This window comes from Streptomyces sp. JN8, assembly GCF_055808075.1.
Genome location: NZ_CM147852.1, coordinates 7,703,058 through 7,726,480, shown reverse-complemented (window position 1 = coordinate 7,726,480; position 23,423 = coordinate 7,703,058). Strand labels below are relative to the sequence as shown.

At 73.4% G+C, this 23,423-nt stretch carries 23 protein-coding genes; 8 read left to right on the top strand and 15 right to left on the bottom strand.

Annotated features, from left to right (window positions below; translation table 11 throughout):
• Positions 1–74 precede the first annotated feature (74 nt).
• From ACY0MR_RS33950 to ACY0MR_RS33940, 3 genes are all read left to right on the top strand, one after another.
• Entirely contained in the window at positions 75–1,193 is a 1,119-nt protein-coding gene (locus ACY0MR_RS33950; RefSeq protein WP_388797535.1) for an NADAR family protein, read from the top strand.
• 143 nt (positions 1,194–1,336) lie between these two features.
• A complete protein-coding gene (locus ACY0MR_RS33945; RefSeq protein WP_473557331.1) occupies positions 1,337–2,563 on the top strand; it encodes a hypothetical protein in 1,227 nt (408 codons plus the stop codon).
• Positions 2,547–3,317 carry a hypothetical protein gene (locus ACY0MR_RS33940; protein WP_473557328.1) on the top strand — a complete coding sequence of 257 codons (771 nt, stop codon included), beginning with the start codon at positions 2,547–2,549 and terminating at the stop codon, positions 3,315–3,317. The genes ACY0MR_RS33945 and ACY0MR_RS33940 overlap by 17 nt, the downstream gene beginning before the upstream one ends.
• Positions 3,318–3,346: 29 nt before the next feature.
• Here ACY0MR_RS33940 and ACY0MR_RS33935 read toward each other — a convergent pair whose 3' ends face one another.
• The gene (locus ACY0MR_RS33935; RefSeq protein WP_473557326.1) at positions 3,347–4,147 is read right to left on the bottom strand and encodes a class I SAM-dependent methyltransferase; all 801 of its coding nucleotides are present in this window, start codon (positions 4,145–4,147) and stop codon (positions 3,347–3,349) included.
• Positions 4,148–4,423: 276 nt separating this feature from the next.
• On the opposite strand from ACY0MR_RS33935, the gene ACY0MR_RS33930 reads away from it, so the two are divergent.
• The gene (locus tag ACY0MR_RS33930; protein ID WP_473557324.1) at positions 4,424–4,804 is read left to right on the top strand and encodes an FKBP-type peptidyl-prolyl cis-trans isomerase; all 381 of its coding nucleotides are present in this window, start codon (positions 4,424–4,426) and stop codon (positions 4,802–4,804) included.
• A gap of 195 nt (positions 4,805–4,999) precedes the next feature.
• Here ACY0MR_RS33930 and ACY0MR_RS33925 read toward each other — a convergent pair whose 3' ends face one another.
• Positions 5,000–5,431 carry a subtilase-type protease inhibitor gene (locus tag ACY0MR_RS33925; protein ID WP_361854520.1) on the bottom strand — a complete coding sequence of 144 codons (432 nt, stop codon included), beginning with the start codon at positions 5,429–5,431 and terminating at the stop codon, positions 5,000–5,002.
• A gap of 487 nt (positions 5,432–5,918) precedes the next feature.
• On the opposite strand from ACY0MR_RS33925, the gene ACY0MR_RS33920 reads away from it, so the two are divergent.
• Positions 5,919–6,749 (top strand): alpha/beta fold hydrolase, encoded by an 831-nt coding sequence (locus tag ACY0MR_RS33920; protein WP_388797522.1) that lies wholly within the window; start codon positions 5,919–5,921, stop codon positions 6,747–6,749.
• Positions 6,750–6,941: 192 nt separating this feature from the next.
• Here ACY0MR_RS33920 and ACY0MR_RS33915 read toward each other — a convergent pair whose 3' ends face one another.
• Entirely contained in the window at positions 6,942–7,991 is a 1,050-nt protein-coding gene (locus ACY0MR_RS33915; protein WP_473557320.1) for a YncE family protein, read from the bottom strand.
• A 141-nt stretch (positions 7,992–8,132) separates the two neighbouring features.
• On the opposite strand from ACY0MR_RS33915, the gene ACY0MR_RS33910 reads away from it, so the two are divergent.
• Positions 8,133–9,044, top strand: coding sequence for a LysR family transcriptional regulator (locus ACY0MR_RS33910; RefSeq protein ID WP_473557318.1), 912 nt, complete (start codon positions 8,133–8,135; stop codon positions 9,042–9,044).
• A gap of 142 nt (positions 9,045–9,186) precedes the next feature.
• Positions 9,187–9,444 (top strand): WhiB family transcriptional regulator, encoded by a 258-nt coding sequence (locus ACY0MR_RS33905; protein ID WP_361854508.1) that lies wholly within the window; start codon positions 9,187–9,189, stop codon positions 9,442–9,444.
• Between the two features lie 76 nt (positions 9,445–9,520).
• Here ACY0MR_RS33905 and ACY0MR_RS33900 read toward each other — a convergent pair whose 3' ends face one another.
• The 12 genes from ACY0MR_RS33900 to ACY0MR_RS33845 form a co-directional block, all read right to left on the bottom strand.
• Positions 9,521–10,165 carry a dihydrofolate reductase family protein gene (locus tag ACY0MR_RS33900; protein ID WP_388797513.1) on the bottom strand — a complete coding sequence of 215 codons (645 nt, stop codon included), beginning with the start codon at positions 10,163–10,165 and terminating at the stop codon, positions 9,521–9,523.
• A 279-nt stretch (positions 10,166–10,444) separates the two neighbouring features.
• Positions 10,445–11,902: an amino acid permease gene (locus ACY0MR_RS33895; RefSeq protein ID WP_392865826.1), complete on the bottom strand. Its 1,458-nt coding sequence runs from the start codon at positions 11,900–11,902 to the stop codon at positions 10,445–10,447.
• A gap of 95 nt (positions 11,903–11,997) precedes the next feature.
• A complete protein-coding gene (locus tag ACY0MR_RS33890) occupies positions 11,998–13,764 on the bottom strand; it encodes an LVIVD repeat-containing protein (protein ID WP_392865828.1) in 1,767 nt (588 codons plus the stop codon).
• 167 nt (positions 13,765–13,931) lie between these two features.
• The gene (gene kynU / locus ACY0MR_RS33885; RefSeq protein WP_473557313.1) at positions 13,932–15,248 is read right to left on the bottom strand and encodes a kynureninase; all 1,317 of its coding nucleotides are present in this window, start codon (positions 15,246–15,248) and stop codon (positions 13,932–13,934) included.
• Between the two features lie 4 nt (positions 15,249–15,252).
• Positions 15,253–16,311 (bottom strand): 4-hydroxy-2-oxovalerate aldolase, encoded by a 1,059-nt coding sequence (dmpG, locus tag ACY0MR_RS33880; RefSeq protein WP_403311007.1) that lies wholly within the window; start codon positions 16,309–16,311, stop codon positions 15,253–15,255.
• Complete coding sequence (locus ACY0MR_RS33875) at positions 16,308–17,222, bottom strand: acetaldehyde dehydrogenase (acetylating) (RefSeq protein WP_392865834.1); 915 nt, start codon at positions 17,220–17,222, stop codon at positions 16,308–16,310. Before ACY0MR_RS33875 ends, dmpG begins: the two co-directional genes overlap by 4 nt.
• Complete coding sequence (locus ACY0MR_RS33870) at positions 17,219–18,241, bottom strand: amidohydrolase family protein (protein ID WP_473557310.1); 1,023 nt, start codon at positions 18,239–18,241, stop codon at positions 17,219–17,221. The genes ACY0MR_RS33875 and ACY0MR_RS33870 overlap by 4 nt, the downstream gene beginning before the upstream one ends.
• Entirely contained in the window at positions 18,238–18,810 is a 573-nt protein-coding gene (locus ACY0MR_RS33865; RefSeq protein WP_361851983.1) for a 3-hydroxyanthranilate 3,4-dioxygenase, read from the bottom strand. The genes ACY0MR_RS33870 and ACY0MR_RS33865 overlap by 4 nt, the downstream gene beginning before the upstream one ends.
• Positions 18,807–19,250 (bottom strand): RidA family protein, encoded by a 444-nt coding sequence (locus tag ACY0MR_RS33860; RefSeq protein ID WP_388797496.1) that lies wholly within the window; start codon positions 19,248–19,250, stop codon positions 18,807–18,809. Before ACY0MR_RS33860 ends, ACY0MR_RS33865 begins: the two co-directional genes overlap by 4 nt.
• On the bottom strand, positions 19,247–19,990 hold the full coding sequence (locus ACY0MR_RS33855; protein ID WP_473557307.1) for a 2-keto-4-pentenoate hydratase: 744 nt from the start codon (positions 19,988–19,990) through the stop codon (positions 19,247–19,249). Before ACY0MR_RS33855 ends, ACY0MR_RS33860 begins: the two co-directional genes overlap by 4 nt.
• Positions 19,987–20,802 carry a 2-keto-4-pentenoate hydratase gene (locus ACY0MR_RS33850; RefSeq protein WP_388797492.1) on the bottom strand — a complete coding sequence of 272 codons (816 nt, stop codon included), beginning with the start codon at positions 20,800–20,802 and terminating at the stop codon, positions 19,987–19,989. The genes ACY0MR_RS33855 and ACY0MR_RS33850 overlap by 4 nt, the downstream gene beginning before the upstream one ends.
• Positions 20,799–22,214: a 2-hydroxymuconic semialdehyde dehydrogenase gene (locus tag ACY0MR_RS33845; RefSeq protein WP_473557304.1), complete on the bottom strand. Its 1,416-nt coding sequence runs from the start codon at positions 22,212–22,214 to the stop codon at positions 20,799–20,801. Before ACY0MR_RS33845 ends, ACY0MR_RS33850 begins: the two co-directional genes overlap by 4 nt.
• Positions 22,215–22,398: 184 nt before the next feature.
• On the opposite strand from ACY0MR_RS33845, the gene ACY0MR_RS33840 reads away from it, so the two are divergent.
• Positions 22,399–23,370 carry a LysR substrate-binding domain-containing protein gene (locus ACY0MR_RS33840; protein ID WP_473557302.1) on the top strand — a complete coding sequence of 324 codons (972 nt, stop codon included), beginning with the start codon at positions 22,399–22,401 and terminating at the stop codon, positions 23,368–23,370.
• The last annotated feature ends 53 nt before the right edge of the window (positions 23,371–23,423 follow it).

The window sequence follows — 23,423 nt, the reverse complement described above, 5'->3', positions numbered from 1 at the left end:
ATCCGGTCCCCCACGGACCCCTCCCGTCGGAGAATTCGACGCGCCCTCAGGACCCCTTCCGGCACAATCGCCGCATGATCGGCAGACGCATCACCCATCGCACGGCGGACGGCGTCCGCATACCCGGCACGTGGCGGCCGGCGTTCATCCGCAACGGCGACTACTTCCTGACCGACCTCTTCATCTACGCCGACGGACTCATCGACTGCTGGGGCCTCGTCACCCTCGACGAGTTCGAGAAGAAGCTCGAGAGCGGCTGGGTGGCCACCACCCTCCCGGACGGCGCCTCCGTGTCCTCGCACGAGCTGGCGGCCTGGAAGGTCAGCGAACCGAGGACCTGGCTCACCCCCGAGCTGCTTCTCGGGGAAGTCCGTGACACGATCGACCAGTTGAACGGGCGTCCCGACTCGACCGACCGCTGCCTCGCCGCCGTCGACGTCTTCCTCGCGGACCCGACCGAGGAGAACCGGGAGGCGGCCCGTACCGCGTTGCTGGCCGTTCCGGAGACACAACGCTGCTACGCGCTCGGTGACATGGACCTCAAGGATCGGCCGCTGCGGGTGCTCGTGGCGGGGCCCGGAGGCCGCACCTACCGGCCCGACGAGCCGCCCGTCTCGCAGGAGGAGTACGACCGGGCCGTCGCCTACTTCGAGGAGCGCGAGCGCTACCGGGCCGAACGCGCTTCGCACGTACCGGCCGACGGCCCGGAGACCGCACACGCCCCGGCGATCCAGCTCTCCCACTCGTTCCCCGACAAGCGGCTCGACGATCCCGGTCACCTCGCGCTGCGCAACGACTACCCCGCCCCCGTCACCGTCGGCGGGGTCGTCCACCCGACCGTCACCCACGCCTACTGGGCCCTGTCGGTCGCCGATCCCGAGGTCGGCGTCGCGATCACGGCGGCGGAGAGCACGGGCGCCGCCCGCAGGCTCGCGAGCGAGGCGACCCGCCGCGAGAACTGGGAGGACGTCCGCGTGGCCGTCATGACGGGTCTGCTCCGCGCCAAGTACGAGCAGCATCCCGAGGCGGCCGAGATCCTGCTGGCGACGGGGGACGCCACGGTGGTCTACGACGACGTGAACTCGGGCTTCTGGGGCGACAACGGCGGTCGCGGCCGCAACTGGACCGGCCGCATCCTCGAACTGGTCCGCTCGGAACTCCGGCTGAGGCGGAGCGGAATCCCCGGGCTGTGACCGGGAGGGGCGGCAGTGCGGGGCGCGGGGTCCGGAGACAGGCCGGTCCCGCGGCCGGTCCGAGGCCGGCGAGGGCCCGTTCCTCCGACGGTGGTTCCGAAGCCGCCGGCCCGTACGGCCTGCGTGATCGCGATACTGGGGCCATGGAGAGAGCAGCCGTACCGACCGAAGCCCGTATCGAGGGCGCGCGCACCGTGCTGGTCGCGCCCTCCTCGCTCCAGGACGACGCGTCGATCAGGGACTTCCTCGGCCGCAGGATCACGCCGGAGGAGCTTGCCTCCGGCGCGCACGACCTCACGCGGACGACCGTCTACCTGTGCGGTGACCCGGACGAGGTCGGCGAGCGCGCGCTGCGGGACGCCGACCGGGTCTTCGTCGTGCGGGAGTTGTCGCACGGCCGCCCCGAGGGCGGCGGGTCCTGGCCCGTGGTCGGTCTCGGCCGCGTCCCTCTCGGTGTCCACGGCGTCGGTGTGTACTACCGACGGTTCTTCGCCGAGGAGGACCTCTTCGGACGGATCGGCGCCGAGCACGCGTTCCAGTCGCTGACCGAGTCCACCAAGCCCGGCACGGCCCGGCGCAGCGGCATCTACCTGACGCCGGTCACGCGGAGCGGGGACGCACTGCACTTCCGTCTGCTGCGGTGCTCCACGAACCTGTCCGGTCCCACCGAGGGGTTCCGCGCGACGGACACGTACATCGTCGACCGTCTGAACGACGAGGCCGCGGCCGTCTTCCGGGGCCACGCGCCGCTCAACCACGTGCTGGCGCAGATCTACCACAACACCGGGGCGACGGCGGAGCGCAAGCAGTCCAAGGCCAGGATCTCGGCGCACGCCGACAAGACCAAGGACATGCCCGTCAACGGGATCATGGCCTTCTGCACGTTCTACGACCGGCTCGACATGCTGCGGCCTCTGGCCGAGGACGCGTTCGACCACGGTGTGAAGCGGGCCAGCGGGCTGACCAGGCTGCGCTTCCGCCTCAAGGATCCGGTCGGGCAGCACGACGGGACCGCGCTGCCGCCGCAGTTCACCGTGACGCTGTATCCCGGGTCGGTCTTCTTCATGCCGCTCTCCACCAACCGCCTGTACACGCACGAGATCCGTCCCTCGACCCTCGACGCCGACCTGCTGCCCACCCGCCTGGGGTACGTGGTGCGCTGCTCGAACGCGGAGGCCGTGCACGAGGACGGTCGTACCTTCCTCAAGAAGCCCGGAGGCACGGTGCCGCTGGTTCCGCCGACCGAGGACGGCATGGACAGGCTCCGCCGGCTGTACGCGGAGGAGAACCGCAGCACGGGCTTCGTCGACTACGGCGACGAGTTCCTCTTCAGCATGAACGCGGGGGACTACGTTGCTCCCCGGGCCTAGGATCTCCGACGAGGTCCGCTCGTACGTGCTGCCCGCCGGGGAGGACCCCTTCGCGGCGCTGTCCGCGTCGGCGGTACTGGAGGACACGGGGAAGGGCCGGCGGGGCGCCGTGCTCACCCGGGTCGACAAGACGGGCGCGGTCCCTCTCGTACGGACGACGGGTCGGTACGTCCGGCCGCCGCAGCGCTTCCGGGCCGTCCACGAGGAACTGGCGGAACGCGTCCGGGAGTGCACGGGGAGTCCGGTCGGTTTCAACAACGCCCTGATCGAGCGCTACACGGACGCGTACCGGACCATGGGCGCCCACTCCGACCAGGCCCTGGATCTGGCGGACGGGTCGTTCATCGCGCTCTTCTCCTGCTACCGGCACCCCGACGCGGGCCCGCCGCGGAAGCTGGTCTTCGCCTCGAAGGAGGCGAACGGCGACACGTACGAGGTGCCGCTCGTCCAGAACGGCGTCGTGACGTTCTCGGTCGACTCGAATCGGCGTCTCAAGCATCGGATCGTCCTGGACGCCCCCGCCGTGGTCGCCGAGAACCAGTGGCTCGGCGTGACCTTCCGGACGTCGAAGACGCTCCTGCGCTTCGTCGGAGGTCACGCGCGCCTCCCGTGGGGCGATCCCCTCGCGCCGGCCGACGAGGAGCAGGCGCGGGAGTTCTACCGGTTGCGACGCCGCGAGAACGAGGAGACGGACTTCGCGTATCCCTCGCTGGCGTACACCGTCAGCGGGAGCGACCTCATGCCGCCCGTCTGACGCCCGGTCGGCTCCGTGACGTGCGGGGGTCAGGCCGCCGCGAGGAAGACCAGCGCCGTCATGGGGGCGGTGACCGGGCCCCGGCCGAGCCGGGCGGTCATCTCCTCGACGACGGTGGCGCGCACCGACGGCGGGGCTCCGCGTTCCTCGACGGCCGCGCGGACGGGCGTTCCCGTGAGGAACCCGAGGGCGACGTCGGCGGCCGACGCCGCCCGGCCGTCCAGGGTCAGTTCGCACCACTCCTCGACCGGGAGGCCGGCGGCCGTCAGGTCGGCGGACACGGCCACGGGATCGGCGTAGCCGTGCGGGACCGTCCGCAGGAACCGCGGAGGGTCGGCCGGGAAGGCGCGCTCCAGCCCGGCCTGCAGTGCGGCGCCGAAGGCGTGGCCGGCGAGCGGACCCCAGGTGTTGAAGAGGAAGCGGCCGCCGGGGGCCAGCACCCGGCGCACCTCGCCGTACGCCGCGACCCGGTCCGGGAAGAACATCACCCCGAACTGGCAGACCACCAGGTCGAAGCTCCCGTCCGGGAAGGGGAGCCGCTGCGCGTCGGCCTGCCGCCACGTGGCACCGGGGACGCGGGCCGATCCGAGGGCGACCATGGCCTCGTTGAGGTCGGTGGCGGTCACCGCGGCGGCGGGGGCGGCTGCGAGGAGCTCCGACGTCACGGCGCCCGTACCCGCTGCCAGCTCCAGGACGCGGACGGGCCGCAGGTCCGCCGCCCGGGCGGCCAGGTCCCCGGCGAAGGGCCGGAAGAGCGTCGGCACGAGGTACCGCTCGTACGCCGCGGGCATGGACTCGGACCACCGTCGGTCTGCTGCGCTTCCCGTCATCCTCCGGACGGTAGCGCCGCGTCGGCGGGCCGCCGCTCCGACGCGCCCACGCCGCTCCCACCCAGGTGGCGGGCGCGGGTTCCGTGCCGGTCGGCCTCGGGGCGACTCGCCGGGCCCGGGGTTCCGCACGGTTCGGGGTTCCGGACCCGTCGTGGCGTTCCGGTGCGTGTGTCCCTGTCGCTCCGGGGCTCGGTAGCGTGATCGTCTGCCGTATGGAGGGCCCATGCGCCCGGTCGGGCCCCGGCGCGGGCCCCGGAGGACAGGAACGAGACTGCGATGAGCGAACCCACCAAGCCCGAGGTCAAGGTTCCGGAGGGGCAGGCTCCCACCGAGCTGACCGTTCGGGACCTCGTCGTCGGGGACGGCCCCGAGGCGAAGCCGGGGAACGTCGTCCAGGTCCATTACGTGGGCGTCACCTTCGCGTCCGGGCGGGAGTTCGACGCGTCCTGGGACCGGGGGCAGCCGTTCAAGTTCGCCGTGGGCGGCGGCCGGGTCATCAAGGGCTGGGACCGGGGGATCAGGGGGATGAGGGTGGGCGGCCGGCGCGAGATCATCGTTCCCCCGCGCCTCGGCTACGGCGACCGGTCGCCCTCGCCGCTGATCCCGGCGGGTTCCACGCTCGTCTTCGTGGTCGACCTGCTCACGGTCGCCGTCTGAGACGGACGCGGTGGCGTCCGGGCCGGGCGGGTGATCCGCCCCGCCCCGGCAGGGTCCAGACCGCGCCCCGCACCGTCCCCCGAGAACCGCGGGCCGTACTCCCCCTTCGAGTGCGGCCCGCTCCCCTCCGGTGGTACCCGACGTCGACGCGGCCTTCGGCCGGAGCGTCGTCGGTCCCCCTCCCCCGGCGGTCGATCAGAACGAGAAGGCCGCGCCCTCGTTCAGGGTGACGCCCATGGCGCAGGCGTTGCCGAAGGTGTACTGCCACGAGGTGCGGGACCCCTCCCACACGCCGTCCACGGTGACGGTGACCGGGTCGAAGTGCTGCGGGCACATCCGGTCGGTGGCGGGCGACGCCAGCAGGCCGCCGAAGGTGCCGCCGTCGTTCGTGGCCTTCAGCTCGGCGCAGGCCGCCTCGGGCGCGGGGTGCGTGCCGGCGGCGGTGGGCGCGCAGCTGAGCGTGACCGCGCGCAGGACGACGGCGGAGCCCGCGTCGGCGCCCTTGCTGATGCTCAGGACGACGGCGGAGGGTGCGTACAGGCTTTCGGTGCGGGCTTCCGCGGCACCCGCGGTGCCGACGAGGCAGAGAAGAGCGGACGCGGAGACTGCAGCGAAACGGCGAAGCATGACGGGGACTCGCTTTCGATTTGAAGAGTTGAAGCGGCATCTACCTTGCAATCACCGCTCCGTTTGCGCTTCGGAGTGTGTCTGACACACAGAGCGATCGCATCTTCGTGGTCGGTATCCGGACACGTGCACCCACATGCCGGTGATCGAATGAATGTTCAGCAGGTCAGAACCACCGCGGGGCGACGCCACCGCCGCTCCGCACACGCCCTTTCCCGCTCCGTGGCCGCCGCGGGCCTGCACGGGGACGCCCGGGGTTTACCGACCGGTCGTTCAGTACGGCCGATTACTGACGCTCGCCCGCGGGCCACAAAGAGGTCCGCTCCGAGAGATGCACCGAATGAGAGAAATGCACGATTCGGGTAAGTTTCTACATCGGGGCCGCACCCCGGGCCGCCGCACCGGCGCGTCGGAGGCGCGGACCCTCCCCATCCGTGGACAGACCCACCGGGGTCGACGCATCGGAACTTCTGGGCGGAGGAATGCCGTGGGAACGGTCACCACACAGGACGGCACCAGCATCTTCTACAAGGACTGGGGGCCCCGCGACGCACAGCCGATCGTGTTCCACCACGGCTGGCCGCTGAGCGGCGACGACTGGGACAACCAGATGCTCTTCTTCCTGGAGCACGGCTACCGGGTCGTCGCCCACGACCGGCGCGGGCACGGCCGCTCCAGCCAGAGCTCGGGCGGCCACGAGATGGACACCTACGCGGCCGACGTGGCGGCGGTGACCGACGCGCTGGACCTCCACGAGGCCGTCCACATCGGTCACTCGACCGGCGGCGGCGAGGTCGCGCGGTACGTCGCCCGCGCCAAGCCGGGACGGGTCGCGAAGGCCGTCCTCGTCGGCGCCGTACCGCCCGTCATGGTCAAGTCCGACGCCAACCCGGGCGGACTGCCCATCGAGGTCTTCGACGGCTTCCGGGCCTCGCTCGTCGCCAACCGCGCCCAGTTCTACGTGGACGTCCCGACCGGCCCGTTCTACGGCTTCAACCGGCCCGGCGCCCAGGTGTCCCAGGGCGTGATCGACAACTGGTGGCGGCAGGGCATGCGGGGCGCGGCCAACGCCCACTACCACTGCATCAAGGCGTTCTCCGAGACGGACTTCACCGAGGACCTGAAGCAGATCGACGTGCCCGTCCTCGTCGCCCACGGCACGGACGACCAGATCGTCCCGTACGAGGACTCGGCGCCGCTGTCGACGAAACTGCTGCGCAACGGCAGGCTCCAGAGCTACGAGGGCCTCCCCCACGGGATGCTGACCACGCACCCCGACACCGTGAACCCCGACCTCCTCGCCTTCGTCAAGGAGTGACGGCCGGGGACGCCGAGCACCGTACGGGCCGACGCCCGGTCGGCCGTACGACGGGCCGGGGGACGACGCCACGTCCTCCCCCGGCCCGTCGCCTCACGGGGCGCAGGCCGCGGCGACCGAGAGGCTGCCCTCGTAGAGGTGGTGCCGGGTGGTCCGGCGATCCGCGCGGCGTCGCCGTCCGCCCCGGCGGGGTCAGGCCGGGCGCGGGAGGTACGCGAGGCCGTGGGCGCCGGCCTCTCCGCGCTTGGCGACGTCGAGCCCGGCCAGGCGCTCCAGGGTCTCCAGGTCGACGACGTCGACGGTGGAGGACACGGCGCACGACACGTACGCGAGGCGGCCGTCCGGGGACGAGGTGACGGTCAGCGGGAAGAGCCCCACCTCGACCTCCCCCAGGCGCTCGCGGGTGCCCGCGGCGAAGACCGTGAGGCGGCCCGGGGCCGGACGTCCGAGCCGCGACCCCGGATCGGCCGTCGTGCGGACCTCGCCCGCGAGCAGCCTCCCCGTCGACGTCAGGTGCACCGGCAGGACGACGTCCCTCGTCGGCTGGACGTCGACGACGGACGCGGTGCGGACGTCGAGGACGCGGATGCCGGGGGCCGGCCGGGCCCCGGTGGCGGAGAAGTCGGCGTAGGGACCGGCGACGAAGACCTGCGAGCCGTCGGCGGACACGGCGAGGCCCTCGCTGCCCGGGACCTCGGCCTTCGCGACCAGCACGCCCCGTTCGAGGTCGACGACCGACACGAACGGCGCCTCCTTGTTGGTGGCGAACCCCGTCCTGCCCGCCGGGTCGACGGCGAACCAGTGGGGGCCCGGCGCGTCCGTGTCGATCCGGCCCAGGGGCCGGCGGGTCGCCGTGTCGATCACCACGACACCGCCGGGCCGGTCGTCGGAACCCTCCACGCTGACGTAGAGCCGGTCGCGGACCGGATCGAGCGCGAGCCCGTGCGGGCCGTGCTCCGGGCCGAGGTCGACGATCTCGACGACGCGTCGGGTGTCGGGGTCGAGGACGGCCAGGTCGGAGCGCCGCCCGCCGTTCGCGTGGTAGTAGCCCGAGTGGTACGTCAGCGAGCACCACAGCAGTCGCCGGGTCGCGTCGAAGCACAACTCGTGCGGCTCGGCGGGCATGTCCACGCTGCCGAGGTGCCGGTCGGTGGAGGCGTCGAAGAACGAGATGGTCGGTCCGCTCTGGCTGACGACGGCGAGGACGTCGCCTTCCCGACCGGTACGGGGGCACGACTGCACAGCGGCTCCTTGAGGAGAGGGAAGAGGGATGCCCGCGGTGACGCGGGCATGCCCACTCTCCACGCCCCGGGCCGTCGCAGCCATGCAAAGATGAGCACCTCATCATTGCCTCAGACGCAAAAGTGCAGTTCGGGAGCGTTCATGGACCTCAACCTGCTGCGCGTCCTGGACGCCCTGCTCCAGGAGAACAGCGTGACGCGCGCCGCCGAGCGCCTCGGGACCTCACCCGCTGCGGTCAGCCGCACTCTGGCCCGGCTCCGGCGGACCGTCGGCGACCCGCTGCTGGTCCGGGCCGGGCAGGGGCTCGTGCCGACTCCCCGCGCCGTGGAACTCCGCGACGAGGTCGGCGCGTTGCTGCGGAGCTGCGACAGCGTCCTGCGGCCCGGGCCGGGGTTCGACCCCGCGGACCTCCGGCGCACCTTCACGGTGCAGGCGGCCGATCTCATGCAGGTGGGGCTGGCGGGGGGCCTGACCGAGCGGATCCACGCGGAGGCCCCGCAGGTCGACGTCGTGTTCCTGCCGGAGTCCGTGGAGGGCGGCCCGGGCCTGCGTCAGGGGTGGGTGGACGTCGAGCTGGGCGTGCTCGGGCACCTGGATCCGGAGATCAGGACCCGGAGGCTGGCGCGGATGACGCCGGTCGGCGTCGCCCGCCGGGGTCATCCGCTCTTCGACGGGCGGATCGACGCCCATCGCTTCGCCGCCGCCGACCACATCGGCATCTCCCGGCTCGGCAAACGCCTCGGCCCCATCGACCGGGCGCTCGCGGAACTCGGGCTGCGGCGGCGCACGGCGGTCGTGGTGCCCAGCCACACCAGCGCGATGCTGCTCGCCCGGGACACCGACCTCGTCGCGCTCGGCCTGGCCGACTGGCTGCCCGACACCGTCGCCGCCCTGGGGCTGCGGGCCTTTCCGCTTCCGCTCGACCTGGCGCCCATGGAGCTCGGGATGGCCTGGCACCCCCGCAACTCCACGGATCCCGGGCACCGTTGGTTCCGGGAGCATCTGGCCGCCGCGGTCCTCGCCCCGGCGGGGGCGGACGACGCCGCGGGCTGACCCCTCCGAGGCGGCGCGATGGGGTCCGGGTTCAGCCACCCGGCCCTCACGCGTCACGTCGATGTGTGCCGACGGCGTTTCAAGTCCCGTCGAGCGGTCAGCCGAAGTACACGACGCCGTACACGCAGAAAGGAGATCCGACATGGACAACTGGCGTGCATCCGCTGCCTGCCAGAACGTCGACCCCGACCTCTTCTTCCCGGTGGGCGCCGGCGCCCCGGCGCTGGTCCAGGCCGAGGAGGCCAAGGTCGTCTGCCGGGGCTGCCCCGTCCGGGAGGCCTGTCTGAACTGGGCCATGGACGACTCCCGCCAGGTGACGGGAGTGTGGGGCGGCCTCGACGAGAACGAACGCCGCGCCCTGAAGCGTCGGCTGCGCAACCGTGCGGTCGCGGCGAAGTGAGCGCCCCGGGGCTCCTCGCCGCCGTCCTTCCGCCGGTGTGTCGGCCCTCACGGGAGGGTGAGCCCTCCCCGACGGGTCAGCCCTCGTCGCCCAGACCGCGGTCGGGCCGGCTCATGTCGCCCGTCACGGGGAGACCGTCGGCGATCCCGTACCGCAGGAACACGGTTCCCGCCGGTCCCGCCTGCGGCGGTGCGAGGAGCCTGACGTTGGTGGGCACCGCCCCCTCGTCGAAGACCTTCTTCCCCACGCCGAGCACCACCGGGTGCAGCCACAGGTCGAGACGGTCGTAGAGCCTCTCGCGCAGCAGGGTCTGCACGAGGTTCAGGCTGCCGACGACCTTCACGTTCTCGTGGCGGTCGCGGATCTCCCGCACGGCCCCGGCGAGGTCCGGGCCGAGCTGCGTGGATCCGGCCCACGACAGGTCGGGCGTGCCGCGGGAGGCCACGTACTTCGGGACGGCGTTGAACAGGCGCGCGATGTCACCGTCCTCCCCGCCGTCCTGGTGCGGCCAGTAGGCGGCGAAGATGTCGTACGTCCGCCGGCCCAGCAGCAGGGCGTCCGTGCCCTCGTACGCGGCTCCGATCTGCGCCCCGGCGACCTCGTCCACCAGGGGCGCCTGCCAGCCGCCGAACGGGAAGCCCGCCGGGTCCTCCTCCGGACCGCCGGGTGCCTGCCCGACGAGGTCGAGGGTCGCGAACATCTCGATGGTGATGAGGCCCATGCCTTGCTCCCGGTGAGTGGGGTGTCTCCGTCAAGAGATAGACCCTGCGGGAGGCCCGGACTCATCGACGCGGCGGAATCCCGCCCGGCCCGCCCGGGGCGTTGGGCCGTCCGGCCGAAGCGGGACCCGGGCGGCGGGCGGCCGGTTCCGCGGAAGCCCGGTGAGGGGGCGGGCCGGGTCTCCGGCCCGCCCCCTCACCGGGTGTGCGGTCGCTCGGGTCGGCGCGCCACGGGTTCGCGGTGCGTCGGGGCGCCGGTACCCCGGTGCGTGCGGACCGCGTCAGCTCCTGCGGGACCGGCGGACGGTCGTCAGCGCGTAGCAGCCGAGCAGGACGGCGGTGAAGGCGAGACCGATGCCGGCCGCCTGGCGCATGTCCGGGACCTCGATCGCCGTGGCGGCGACGGCCAGCACGCCGGCCCCGGCCACGAGCGCGAGCCTGCTGCCGCCGGGGACGGTGAAGCCCGTGAACTCCTCCGGATGCGCGTCCCGGTGGCGGCGGAAGGCGACGTAGGAGGCGAGGATCAGCAGCCACACCAGGAGCACCGCGAACAGGGCGATCGACATCAGGATGCCGAAGATGCCGCCGACGTCGTAGAAGGCGAGCAGCGCGGCGGCCGCGATCCCCAGGGTGGAGGCGGCCAGGGCGTTGGCCGGGACCCCGCGCCCGGTGAGACGGGCCAGGGGCGCCGGGGCCAGGCCGTCGTCGCCGAGGGAGTGCAGGAGGCGGGAGGCGCCGTACAGGTGGGCGTTGGCGGCGGAGACCGCGGCGATCAGCACGACGAGGTTGGTGAGGGTGGCGGCGGCGGGGACGCCGACGTCGGAGAAGACCCGGACGAACGGGCTCGCCTCGACGCTGCCGTCGCCCGCGGCCAGGCGCCGCCAGGGGATCAGGGCCACGACCAGGGTGATCGCCAGGACGTAGAAGACGCTGAGCCGCCAGGCGAGCTGCCGCATCGCGGTGCGGATGGAGCGCTGGGGGTCGGTGGCCTCGGCCGACGCGATGGCGACGACCTCGAACCCGGCGTACGCGAACATCACCACGGACATCGCGATCCAGATGGACTTGACGCCCTGGGGCACGAAGCCGCCGTCGTCGGTGAGGTGCGCGAAGCCGGTGGCGCCGGTGTCCGGCAGGCCGAAGAGGACGAGGAAGGCCGCGCAGAGGATGAACGCGCAGAGCGCGGTCACCTTGATGGTGGACAGCCAGAACTCGGTGGTGCCGAAGGACTTCACGTTGATGATGTTGACGGCGAGCACCACCGCCGCCACCGCGAGGATGGCCGCCGACATCGGCACGCCGGGCCACCACCAGCGGAGGTAGAGCGCGGAGGCGACGACCTCCGTGCCGATGACCACGACGGCGCTGAACCAGTACGTCCAGCGGGTCAGGAAGCCGGCCCACGGGCCCAGGTACCGGTGTGCGACGGCGCCGAAGGAGCCCTGCACCGGGTGCGCGGCGGACATCTCGCCGAGCAGGACGGCGATGATCGCGACGAGGACGGCGCCGATCGCGTACGAGACGATGACCGCGGGCCCCGCGGCGGATATCGCCGAGCCGGAGCCCAGGAAGAGGCCGGTGCCGAGCGCGGAGCCCAGGCCGATCATCGTCGTCTGCCGGGGGGTGAGGGAGCGGACGAGGCCGCCGCCCGCGGGCGTGTCCTCCCCACCGGACGGGGACGCGGGCGCGGGTGCGGCGGGCGACGCGGGAGCCTGGGCGGGTCTTTCCGGAGCGGCCATGGCAGGTGTCCTTCTCTGCGGGTGGTGCCGGGCGGGAGGCGTGCGGGGGTGCGGCCGGGGGCCGGAGGGACCGGCCCCCGGGGGCGGGTCGTGGCTCAGAACTCGCTGGTGCGGAAGGGCCTCTCGGGCCGGTCCAGGTCGGGCTTGCCCAGCACCTTGGGCGAGGAGAGCGCGTAGACGCCGTGGTTGGTGAGCACCCAGGCGATGTTGCGGTCCCACTCCACGTACACGCCGTGGGTCTGGTTGCCGTACGCGTAGTCCGGGGTGTCGGTGCCGTACGCCTTGGGGACGAAGTAGGCGTCGATCTCGGGTGCGGCCGGGTCGGAGACGTCGAAGAACTGCACGCCCGCGTTGTAGAAGCCGTAGCCGAGGACGCCGGGGGTGTGCCGGCCCGGGTTGGTGTAGGAGCCGGTGCGCTTGGGGCCGAAGCTGCCGCGGCGCTGGCAGAAGTCGCTGAACCCGGCCGACGGCGGCGGGGTCGGGCGGGGCAGGACGCCGACGACGCGCGGGTTCTTCGGGTCCTTCGCGTCGATCTGGTAGACGTCCTTGTAGGGCTCGTAACAGTCCTCGGTGAGGGGGTACCCGGAGTAGTAGACGATGCCGGTCCTCTCGTACTGCGAGACGTCGATGTTGTCGCCCTCGGTGCCCGCGACGGACGGCGGCAGGTCGAGGTGGCTCACCGTCCTCATGTCGGCCGGGTTCGAGATGTCGAGGACGGTCAGTCCGTAGCCGCCCATGGCCGCGAAGGCGTAACGCCCGCCCTGCTCGACGGGCTTGGGGATGAAGAGCGGCATGCGCGCGCCCATCCAGCTGGTCCGGTTGCCGCAGCGCGGGTTCTTGCGGTACGCCGCGTCCTCGCCGGTCCGCTGGCCCGGCAGGTGCCAGGTGTCGAGGAGCCTGGGGTGGGCGGGGTCGGCCATGTCCCAGGACTGGTAGCCGGCCGAGTGCAGGTTGGTGGGGTACTCGGTGCGGGAGTAGGTGTCGTCGGGCGCCGTGGCGATGAACATGTACCGCTGGCCGGTCCAGTACGGCGTGTCGAGGGAGCCCGAGCCCTGCTGCGCCGTGCCGGGGTCGCTCCCGAGGGGGTCCCGCTGCGTGGCGTCGGTGGAGACGGTCGCGAGGAGCTTCCAGTCCTTCTTGCGGGGGCCGTCCAGGCGGAAGACCTTGAAGCCCTTGAGACCGGGCTTCTCGCGCAGCTTCCTCACCCCGTCGGGATTGTTGTACTTGTCGTGGGCGGGGTCGTCCGTGAGCTCCTGGATCTGCCGCTTGCCCTCGAAGCTCTGCACCATGACGTAGGCGTCGAGCTTCTTGTTCCACTGGATGGTGGAGGCGCCCCAGTAGTCGTTGGCCGCCCAGGTGCCGTTGGCCCTCGTCTCGTCGCCGTCCACGTCCTGGCGGCTCATCCGCTCGACGACCCGGACCTTCTTGACGTCCGTGATGTCGTAGACGCGGCCCTCGGACCTGTCGTACTGGAACATGTAGCGGCGGCCGTCGAAGTCGACGATGTTCTGCCAGGTGTGGAAGTGGTCGGGGGTGAAGTCCGCCCCCTCGTAGGCGGCTTCGACCTTCATGTTCTTGATGTACGAGCGGGTGTCGTAGTCCTTGTTGCGGCCGGGGAAGGAGTGCTCGTGCTCCTCGTCGACCGGGGTGAGGGCCGGGTGGCGGAAGGAGTCGTCCAGCTGCATGCCGTACGCGCCGGGGTCCGCGGGCCCGGGGCGCCGGTCGGCGCAGACCTCGGGGATGTTCGGATCGGCGGCGGTGGCCGCGGGGGCGGCGCCGGAGCTGCCCGGCACGAGGAGGGTGGCGGCGGTGGCGGCGGCGACTGCCGTGGCCAGGGCCGCTCTGGTGCGGAGGGATCGCATGGACTGTCCTTGGGTCTCGGCGGCGGAGAGCGGACGTGCGGGGCGCGCGGGGGTACGGCGCGGCCCGCCGGCGCGGAGGGAACCGGCCGGCGTGGACCGGTCGCGCGGTGGTCACGCGGGTGCGGTGACGTCGGGATCGCGCGGCCGGGGATCGGGGGGGGAAGCGGTCAGGTGACCGTCGGGCGCTGCTGGTGGGCGTCCGTGCGGTGGGCGCCGGTGGCGGCGACGTCGCGGAGCGCGCGCACGGCGTGCAGGACGTCCGCGTGCGTGAGGTAGAGGGCGTTGAACCCGAAGCGCAGCAGGTCCGGGGCGCGCATGTCGCCGATGACGCCGCGCGCGGTGAGTGCGGAGACGAGCGGGTACGCCTCCGGGTGCCGCAGGGCGACCTGGCTGCCGCGGCGGGCGGGTTCGCGCGGGGTCGCCAGGGTGAATCCGAGACCGTCGAGGAGGGAGTCGGCGCACTCCTGGAAGAAGCCGGTGAGGGAGAGGCTCTTGGCCCGCACGTCCGCCATGTCGACGCCGTCGAACGCCGTCAGGGCGGCCTCCAGCGCGACCAGCGAGAGCAGGGCGGGGGTGCCGATGCGGGCCCGGGTGATGCCGTCGGCGGGGGCGTACGCACCGGACATGGCGAACGGCTCGGCGTGCCCGTGCCAGCCCGTGACGGGGTGGTCGAAGGCCTGCTGGTGGCGGGTGGCGACGTAGGCGAAGGCCGGGGCGCCGGGGCCGCCGGAGAGGTACTTGTAGCCGCATCCGACGGCGAAGTCCGCCTCCATGGCGTCGAGTTCGACGGGCAGTGCGCCGGCGGCGTGGCACAGGTCCCAGTGCGCCAGGGCGCCGGCGGCGTGCGCGGCGGCGGTGAGGGCCGCCGTGTCGTGGAGCTCTCCGGTGCGGTAGTCCACCGGAGCGTAGGCGGCGACGGCGACGTCGGCCCCCTCGGCGGCGAGGACCGCGGGGGCCTCGGCTGCCGGGACCCGGCGGACCTCCAGGTCCAGGAGCCGGCCCACCGAGTCGGCGATGTACTGGTCCGTGGGGAAGTGGTCGGGGTCGGTGAGCAGCAGTCGTCGGCCGGGGCGGAGTCGGGCGGCGGCGAGGAGGGTGTTGAACAGCTGGACGCTGGTGGAGTCCCCCGCCACCACCTGGCCCGGTGCCGCGCCGATCAGCCGGCCGATGGCGTCGCCGGTGCGTACCGGGGCGTCCCACCAGCCGTTGGCGTTCCAGGAGCGGATGAGGTCGGTGCCCCACTGCCGGTGGACGGCGTCCTCGACCGCCGGGGGCACGGCGGCGGGAAGCGCTCCGAGGGAGTTGCCGTCGAGGTAGACGATCCCCTCGGGGAGGAGGAAGCGGTCGCGGACGGGCGCGAGCGGGTCGGCGGCGTCGAGCGCGGCGGCCCGCCCGTCGAGGGCGGCGGCGGCCGGGTCCGCCGCGGCGGCGGTGGAGCCGGGCTGTGTTCCGGTCTGTGTTCCGGGGGTGGTTCCGGTCTGCACGGGGTCACTCCGTCGGTGCGAGAGGGGCGGGGGTGAGCGGCGGGGCGGCGGGGGTGCCGCGGTCGCGGGCGAGGTCGAGCGCGATGTCGGCGAGGAGGTCCTCCTGGCCGCCGACGAGACGGCGCCGGCCGGCCGCGACGAGCAGGTCCCGGGTGTCGAGGCCGTGCCGCAGGGCGGTGGTCTCCGCGTGCCGCAGGAAGCTGGAGTACACCCCGGCGTAGCCGAGGGTGAGTGTCTCCCGGTCGACGCGGACGGGCCGGTCCTGCGTCGGCCGTACGAGGTCCTCCGCCGCGTCCATCAGCGGGAACAGCGCGCAGCCGTGGTCCCAGCCCAGGAGGTCGAAGACCGCCACGGTCGGCTCCAGGGGCGCGTTCCCGGCTCCGGCGCCCTGGCCGGCGAGCGAGGCGTCGACGCGGTACGCGCCCGCCTCCACGGCCGTGACGCTGTTGGCCACGCCCAGGCCGAGGTTGTGGTGGGCGTGGATGCCGATCTCGGTGGCCGGGTCGAGGACGTCCCGGTAGGCGCGGACCCGGTCGCGTACGCCGTCCATGGTGAGCCGGCCGCCGGAGTCCGTGACGTAGACGCAGTGCGCGCCGTACGACTCCATGAGGCGCGCCTGGGCGGCCAGTTCGGCCGGGGTCGCCATGTGGGACATCATGAGGAACCCGGCCACGTCCATCCCCAGCTCGCGGGCCAGGCCGATGTGCTGGGCGGAGATGTCCGCCTCGGTGCAGTGGGTGGCGACGCGTACCGAGGCGACCCCGAGGGCGTGGGCGCGGCGGAGGTCCTCGGCCGTGCCCACGCCGGGCAGCAGCAGGGTGGTGAGCCGGGCCCGGTCGAGGACCTCCGCCGCGGCCTCCAGCCACTCCCAGTCGGTGTGCGCGCCGGGCCCGTAGGTGACGGAGGAGCCGGAGAGTCCGTCGCCGTGGGCGACCTCGACGGCGTCGACGCCGGCGGCCTCCAGGGCGGCGGCGACGGCCCGTACCTGGTCGAGGGTGTAGCGGTGCGACACGGCGTGCATGCCGTCGCGGAGGGTGACGTCCTGGACGTAGACGGAGGTCATCGGGCCGGGCTCCGTTCGGCCAGGCGCTCGGCGGTGCGCAGCGCGGCGGAGGTCATGATGTCGAGGTTTCCGGCGTAGGCCGGGAGGTAGTGGGCGGCGCCCTCGACCTCCAGGTAGACGGAGACGAGCAGTCGGCCGCCGCCGGCGAGCCGGGTGAGCGGGTCTCCGTCGGGGAGCCGGCGGAACTGCGGTTCCTGCTTGAGCCGGTAGCCGGGGACGTAGGCGGCGACGGCGGCCGCGCTCGCGTGGACGGAGGCGGCGACGCGTGCGGTGTCGCAGTCGTCGACGACGCAGTGCACGGTGTCGCGCATGAGCAGTGCGGGTTCGGCCGGGTTGAGGACGATGATCGCCTTCCCGCGGGCGGCGCCGCCGACGCGTTCCAGGGCGCGGGCGGTGGTCTCGGTGAACTCGTCGATGTTGGCCCGGGTGCCGGGGCCGGCGGACCGCGAGGCGATGGAGGCGACGATCTCGGCGTAGTGCACGGGGGCCACGGCGGAGACCGCGGCGACGATCGGGACGGTGGCCTGGCCGCCGCAGGTGACCATGTTCAGGTTGGGGGCGTCGAGGTGCTCGTCGAGGTTGACGGAGGGGACGACGTAGGGGCCGAGGGCGGCAGGGGTGAGGTCGACGATCTGCTTGCCGTGGGGCGCGAGGGCCGCCGCGTTGCGGTGGTGGGCGGCTGCCGAAGTGGCGTCGAAGACGAGGTCGATGTCGGCGAAGTCGTCGAGCGCGAGCAGGCCCGCCACGCCGTCGGCGCTGGTCCGCACGCCGAGCCGGCGGGCCCGGGCGAGCCCCTCCGACTCGGGGTCGATGCCGATCATCGCGGCGGCGGTGACGTTCCCGGCCCCACGGACGATCTTGATGAGGAGGTCGGTGCCGATGTTGCCCGACCCGATCACGGCTGCCTTCATCGGACGGCCTCCTTCAGGAGCGGGGTGAGACCGAAGAAGCGGACGGCGTTGCCGCCGAGGACGGCTTCCGTCTCCTCCGGGGTGAGGGCGCTCTCCCGTACCAGTCGGCCGATGTCCTCCTCGCCGAGCGGGAAGGGGTGGTCGGAGCCGAGGAGCACCCGCTCCGCGCCCATCACGTCCACGAGCAGGCGGAGCGCGCCGGGGTCGAAGACGGCGGAGTCGACGGAGAAGCGACGGGTGTAGTGCGAGGGCGGGTGGGGGCTGTCCGCGCGGACGATGTCGCGGCGGTGCCAGGCGTTGTCGGCCCGGCCGAGGAGGTAGGGGAAGCTGCCGCCGCCGTGGGCGAACAGCAGGCGCAGGGAGGCCGGCAGGCGTTCGAAGGCGCCGGACAGGATGAGCGACAGGATGGTCAGGTGCGTCTCGGCGGCCATGCCGGCCAGCCAGGCCAGCATGTACCGGGAGAACCTCGGGCCGGTCGGGAGGTCCCAGGGGTGGACGAGGACGGCCGCGTCCTCCTCGGCGCAGTGGGTGAGGAACTCCAGGAGCGCTCCGTGGTCGAGGTCGCGGTCGCCGAGGTGGTTGCCGATGTGGACGCCGTGGAAGCCCTGCCGCATCGCCTCGCTGAGCACGGTGCAGGCCGTCTCGGTGTCCTGGAGGGGCACCTGGCAGAGGGGGGCCAGCCGGTGCGGGGCGTGGGAGCCGTAGGCGAGGAGGCGGGAGTTGACGGTGCGGCACCAGTCGGCGGCGCGGTCGGCGTCCAGTCCGTATCCGAAGAGCAGCGGGGTGCTGGAGAGGACCTGGACGTCCACGCCGAGCCGGTCGAGGTCGGCGATCCGCTCGGCGGGGTCCCACAGGGTGCGGCGCACCGGCCGGTACTCGGTGGACCCCGCCATCATCATCCCGGCGTGGGGCCCGTCTGTGGTGCGCAGCCAGGGCCCGTCGTCGGAGCCGGTGAGCCGCCGGGACTCGGCGCGGCCGATCTCCGGGAAGACGTGGGCGTGGATGTCGACGACGGTCATGCGCCGTCCTCTTCTTCGCGGCGGGTGCGGGGGCGCAGGGCCTCCGGCCAGTCCTTGCCGGGGTGCAGGGAGCCGCAGGCGCCGCAGGTGCGTGCGGTCTCGTCGCCGTAGAAGGCGTCGAAGACGGGCGGGAGGTCGTCGACGATCGAGGTGAGCTGGACCTCGCTCCGGTGGACCAGGTGGTGGCAGTCCGTGCAGTACCACTCGAAGGCGTCGAGCCGTCCCCGCGGGCGGGCGAACTCGACGACCAGGCCGATGCTGTCCTCCTCGGGGCGCTGCGGGGAGTGCCGCACGTGCGGCGGGAGGAGGAAGACGTCACCCTCGCGGATGTGGATGTCGCGGGGCGGGCTGCCCTCCTCGTCCATGACGCGGAGCACCATGTCGCCCTTGAGCTGGTAGAAGAACTCCTCGATCGGGTCGTCGTGGAAGTCGGTGCGGCGGTTGGGTCCCCCGACGACCGTCACCATCAGGTCGGCGTCCTGCCAGATCTGGACGTTGCCGACGGGCGGCTTGAGCAGGTGGCGGTGCTCCTCGATCCAGGCCTGGAGGTTGAACGGTCTCATGGTCATGGGCGCGGTTCCTCGTTCCGGGTCTGCGGTGCCGCGGAGTTCCGCGGGATGTGGGCGACGGCGCTGATCTCGATCAGCAGGTGCGGGTGGGGCAGCTGGTGGACGGCGACGGTGGTGCGGGCCGGGCCGGTCTCGTCGAAGTACTCGGCGTAGACCTCGTTGTAGCCGCCGAAGTCGTTCATGTGGACGAGGTACGTGGTGACGGAGACGAGGTCCTCCGGACCGCCGCCCGCCGCGGCCAGCAGCCGCGCGATGTTGTCGAGCACGGCCCGGGTCTGGGCGCGGATGTCGAGGTCCGTCACCCCCATGGCGTCGGCGCTCGCGCCGGCGAACGTGCCGTCGGGGCGGCGGGAGCTCGTGCCGGAGACGAAGACCAGGTCGCCGGCGCGGCGGAGGTGGGGGAAGCGGCCGCGGGGCGGGGCGGCGCCGGGCACGATCACGCGTCCTCCTCGGTGGTGAGGGCGACGGTGCCGAGGGCGGCGACCGTGGCGCGGACGTGGGTTCCGGGCGGCAGGGGTACGGCGGCGGTGGCCGCTCCGGCCAGGACCACCGTCCCCGGGGGCAGTTCCCCGGCGAGGCGGGCGGCGGCGGCGAGGGCGCGCAGCGGGTTCCCGAGGATGGCCGCGGTGGAGCCGGTCTCGGCGAGGCGCCCGTCGAGTTCCAGCAGGACACCGAGGTTGCCGAGGTCCCGCGGGGAGGTCCAGGTCCCCACGGCGTAGCCCGCGGCGGAGGTGTTGTCGGCGATCACCTCGGCGAGCGAGAACCGGAAGCCGTCGTAGCGGGAGTCGATGACCTCCAGTGCCGGGGCCACGGCGGCGACCGCCGCCGCCGGGTCGGCGCCGGGGCGCAGGGTGTCGCCGAGGAGGAAGGCCACCTCGGGCTCCACCCTCGGGTGGATCAGTCCGGAGACGTCGAGCCGCCCGCCGTCGGCGGTCTCCATACGGTCCGTCAGCCGCCCGTGGATCAGGTCGGACACGCCCATCTGCCGCATCTTGGCCCGGCTGGTGAAGCCCAGTTTGAAGCCGGTGATCCGCTCTCCGCGGGCCAGTCGCCGGGCGACCAGCGCCTCCTGGACCGCGTAGGCCTCTCCCGTGTCGTCCAGTCCGGTCGTTCCGCCGGCCAGCGGGCGTCCTTCGCGTGCGGCCGTGTCGAGCGCTTCGGCCAGTGCCGTGGTGTTCATCGGGTGTCTCCCTCCGGGCCGGTGCGGCCGAAGCGGGCGCGCACCGATCCGAGGCCGTCGATCCGGGCTTCGAGCACGTCACCGGGCTCGACGGTCGTCATGGGGCCGAGCGCCCCGGTGAGCACGGTGTCCCCGGCGCGCAGCGGGTGGCCGAGCCGGACGAGCGTGTCGGCCAGCCAGACGGCGGCGTGCAGCGGGTGGCCGAGGCAGGCGGCGCCCGCGCCCGTGGAGACGGGTTCGCCGTGGCGTTCGAGGACCATGCCGGCGGTCCGCAGGTCGAGTGCGCTCAGCGGTACGGGGCGGGTGCCGAGGACGTACGCGCCGCTGGAGGCGTTGTCGGCGATCGTGTCGACGGCCGAGATGTCCCAGTCGCGGATCCGGCTGCCCACCACCTCGACGGCGGGCAGCGCGAAGGCGGTCGCCCGGATGACGTCGGCGACGGTGTGCCGGTCGTGGGTGAGGTCGTGCTCCAGGACCAGGGCGACCTCGGCCTCGGCCCGGGCCTGGAGGACGGTGCCCCAGGGGATCTCCGCGCCGTCCGGTACGGCCATGTCGTCCGTCAGGCGGCCGAAGTCCGGTGTGTCGACGCCGAGCTGGGCCTGCACGGCCGCCGAGGTCAGCCCGATCTTCCAGCCGGTGACGCGGCGGCCCTCGGCGCCCCGGCGGTCCGCGAGCGCCGTCTGGACGGCGTAGGCGGCGGCCAGGTCGCCCGGGGGCAGCAGATCGCGGACGGGTTCGCAGGGGACGCCGGTGAGGCGCGCCGTGTCGAGGCGTTCGGCGGCGCGGGCCACCGCGGGGTCGAGCGTGCTCACAGTTTCACGCACACATTCATCGGTTCGGAGAAGAAGTCGAGGGAGTGGTCGCCGCCCTCACGGCCGATCCCGGAGGCCTTCACGCCGCCGAAGGGGGTGCGGAGGTCGCGCAGGTTCCAGGTGTTGACCCAGGCGATGCCGACGTCGAGGGCGGGGGCGACCCGGTGCGCCCGGCTCACGTCGCCCGTCCAGACGGTGGCGGCGAGTCCGTACGGGCCGGCGTTGGCGAGGGCCAGTGCCTCCTCCTCGGTGTCGAAGGGCGCCAGGTGGACGACGGGGCCGAAGATCTCCTCGCGGACCGCCGGGTGGTCCTCCGGGAGGCCCGCGAGAACGGTCGGCCGCACCCAGAAGCCGCCGTCGCGGTCGTCGGAGAAGCGGGGCGCGCCGCCGCCCGCGAGGACGTCGCCGTCGCCGGCGGCCTTGTCGAGGTGGCCGAGGACCTTGCCGCGGTGGGCCGCGGAGATCATCGGGCCGTAGCCGGTCAGCGCCTCGGCGCCGGCGGCGAGCTGCCGGGCGAAGGCGTCGAACACCGGCCGCTCCACGTAGACCCGCTCCGTGCACAGGCACACCTGCCCGCTGTGCGTGAAGGACGAGCGGAGGGTGCCCGCCACGGCCTGTTCGAGGTCCGCGTCGGCGAAGACGAGTCCCGCGTTCTTGCCGCCCAGTTCGAAGGAGACCGGGGCGAGGCGCGCGGCGGCGGCCCGCATGATGGTCCCGCCGGTGCGCGACTCCCCGGTGAAGGCGATGGCGTCCACGCCGGGGTGCTCGGTGAGCCACTGGCCGGCGGCGTTCGCGCCGCCGCCGTGGACGAGGTTGAAGACCCCCGCCGGAGCCTCCGCCTCCGCCATGACCTCGGCGAGCAGGCAGGCGGTGCCGGGGGTCAGTTCGGAGGGCTTGGCGACCACCGTGTTGCCCGTGGCGAGGGCGGGGGCGACCTTCCAGGTGAGCAGCAGCAGCGGCAGGTTCCACGGCGAGATCACGGCGACGACGCCGAGCGGCTTGTGCACCGTGTAGTTCAGGGCGCCGCGGCCGTCGGGGGCGGTCGTGTGCCAGGACCGTTCGGCGCGCCCGGCCAGGAGGTCGGCGTACGCCCGGAAGTTGGCGACGGCCCGCGGGATGTCGACCGTCGAGGCGAGCTCGCGGGGCTTGCCCGTGTCGGCGCACTCGGCGGTGACGAAGTCCTCGAAGCGCCGCTCGATGCCGTCGGCGACGCGGTGCAGGAGCCGTGCCCGGTCCGCGGGGCTCCAGGAGGCCCAGGGGCCCCGCAGGGCCTGCCGCGCCGCGCCCACCGCACGGTCGACCAGCTCCCGGGAGGCCGCGGGCACTTCGCCGACGACGGTCCCGCGGGTCGGGTCGATGAGCGGGAACGGGACGCCCGAGGAGTCGAACCCGCCCCCTACGTAATGCCGCACAGGTGAACGCACCTTGCAGACCTCCGCTGCCGGGCCGGGGTCGCGGATCTGTCACCCCGGCGTGTGCCGGTATCGTGCACCCACCGAGCCATACCCAACCAATGCCAAACGGCGTTCTTCCCATACCGATTCGGGTATGCGAGCGTCGTGTGCGTCCGACCGCCCCCGGAAAGGAGCCCCGGCGATGGACCTGCTGGACGGCCGGCTGAAGTTCCGGCACCTCACCCTGCTCGTCGCGATCCTCGACCACGGGAGCGTGGGCCGTGCGGCCGAGACGCTCCATCTCACCCAGCCCGCCGCCACCCGCACCCTGCGCGAGCTGGAGGGCATCGCCGACCTCCCGCTCTTCGTCCGCATGCCGCGCGGCATGCGGGCGACGCTCTACGGGGAGGCGCTGGCCGAGCACGCCCGCGCCGTCATCGCCGAGATGCGGCGGGCCGGCGAGCACCTCACCGGGCTGCGCCAGGGCCGGGAGGGCACCGTGACCGTCGGCGCGCTCCTCGCCGGCACCAACGTGCTGCTCCCCCGGGCGGTGGCGCAGCTCAAGCGGGAGCGGCCCCGGGTCACGGTGGTCGTGCGGGAGGGCACGCCGGACGTCCTCCATCCGGCCCTGCTGGCGGGGGAACTGGACGTGATCGTCGGCCGGGTGGGACCGGCGCCCAAGGAGGGGGACGGGCTGCGCCAGCGACGGCTCTACCGGGAGCGCATCCGGCTCGCGGTCCGGTCCGGCCACCCCCTTCTGGAGACCGGGGGCGCCACGCTCACGGACTGCCTCGACTTCCCGTGGATCCTTCCGGTCGAGCAGACCGCCCTGCGTCAGGAGCTCGGGGCCCTGTTCGCCGACCGGGGGCTGGCGCTGCCCGCCGACCGGGTCGAGTGCACGTCCATCCTCACCATGCGGGCCCTGCTGCTGCAGACGGACATGGTCGCGCTGCTGCCGGAGCTGGTCCTGCGCGCCGACGAGCAGTTGGCCGCCCTGCCCGTCGAACTCCCCTCGGTGGGGCGCACGGTGGGCACGACGGAGGCGGCCCACCGCACCCGCCCCCCCGCTCTCCGGGCTCTGCTCCACCACCTGGAGCAGGAGGCGGCGCTGCTGCGGGAGACGCTGTCGGGACAGCCGCGGGAACGGGATCCGGGGATGTCCCCGGACGGGTGAGGGAGGCGGGCGCGCGCCCGCCTCCTCGCGGTCGCCCCGCCGGCGCGTCCCGG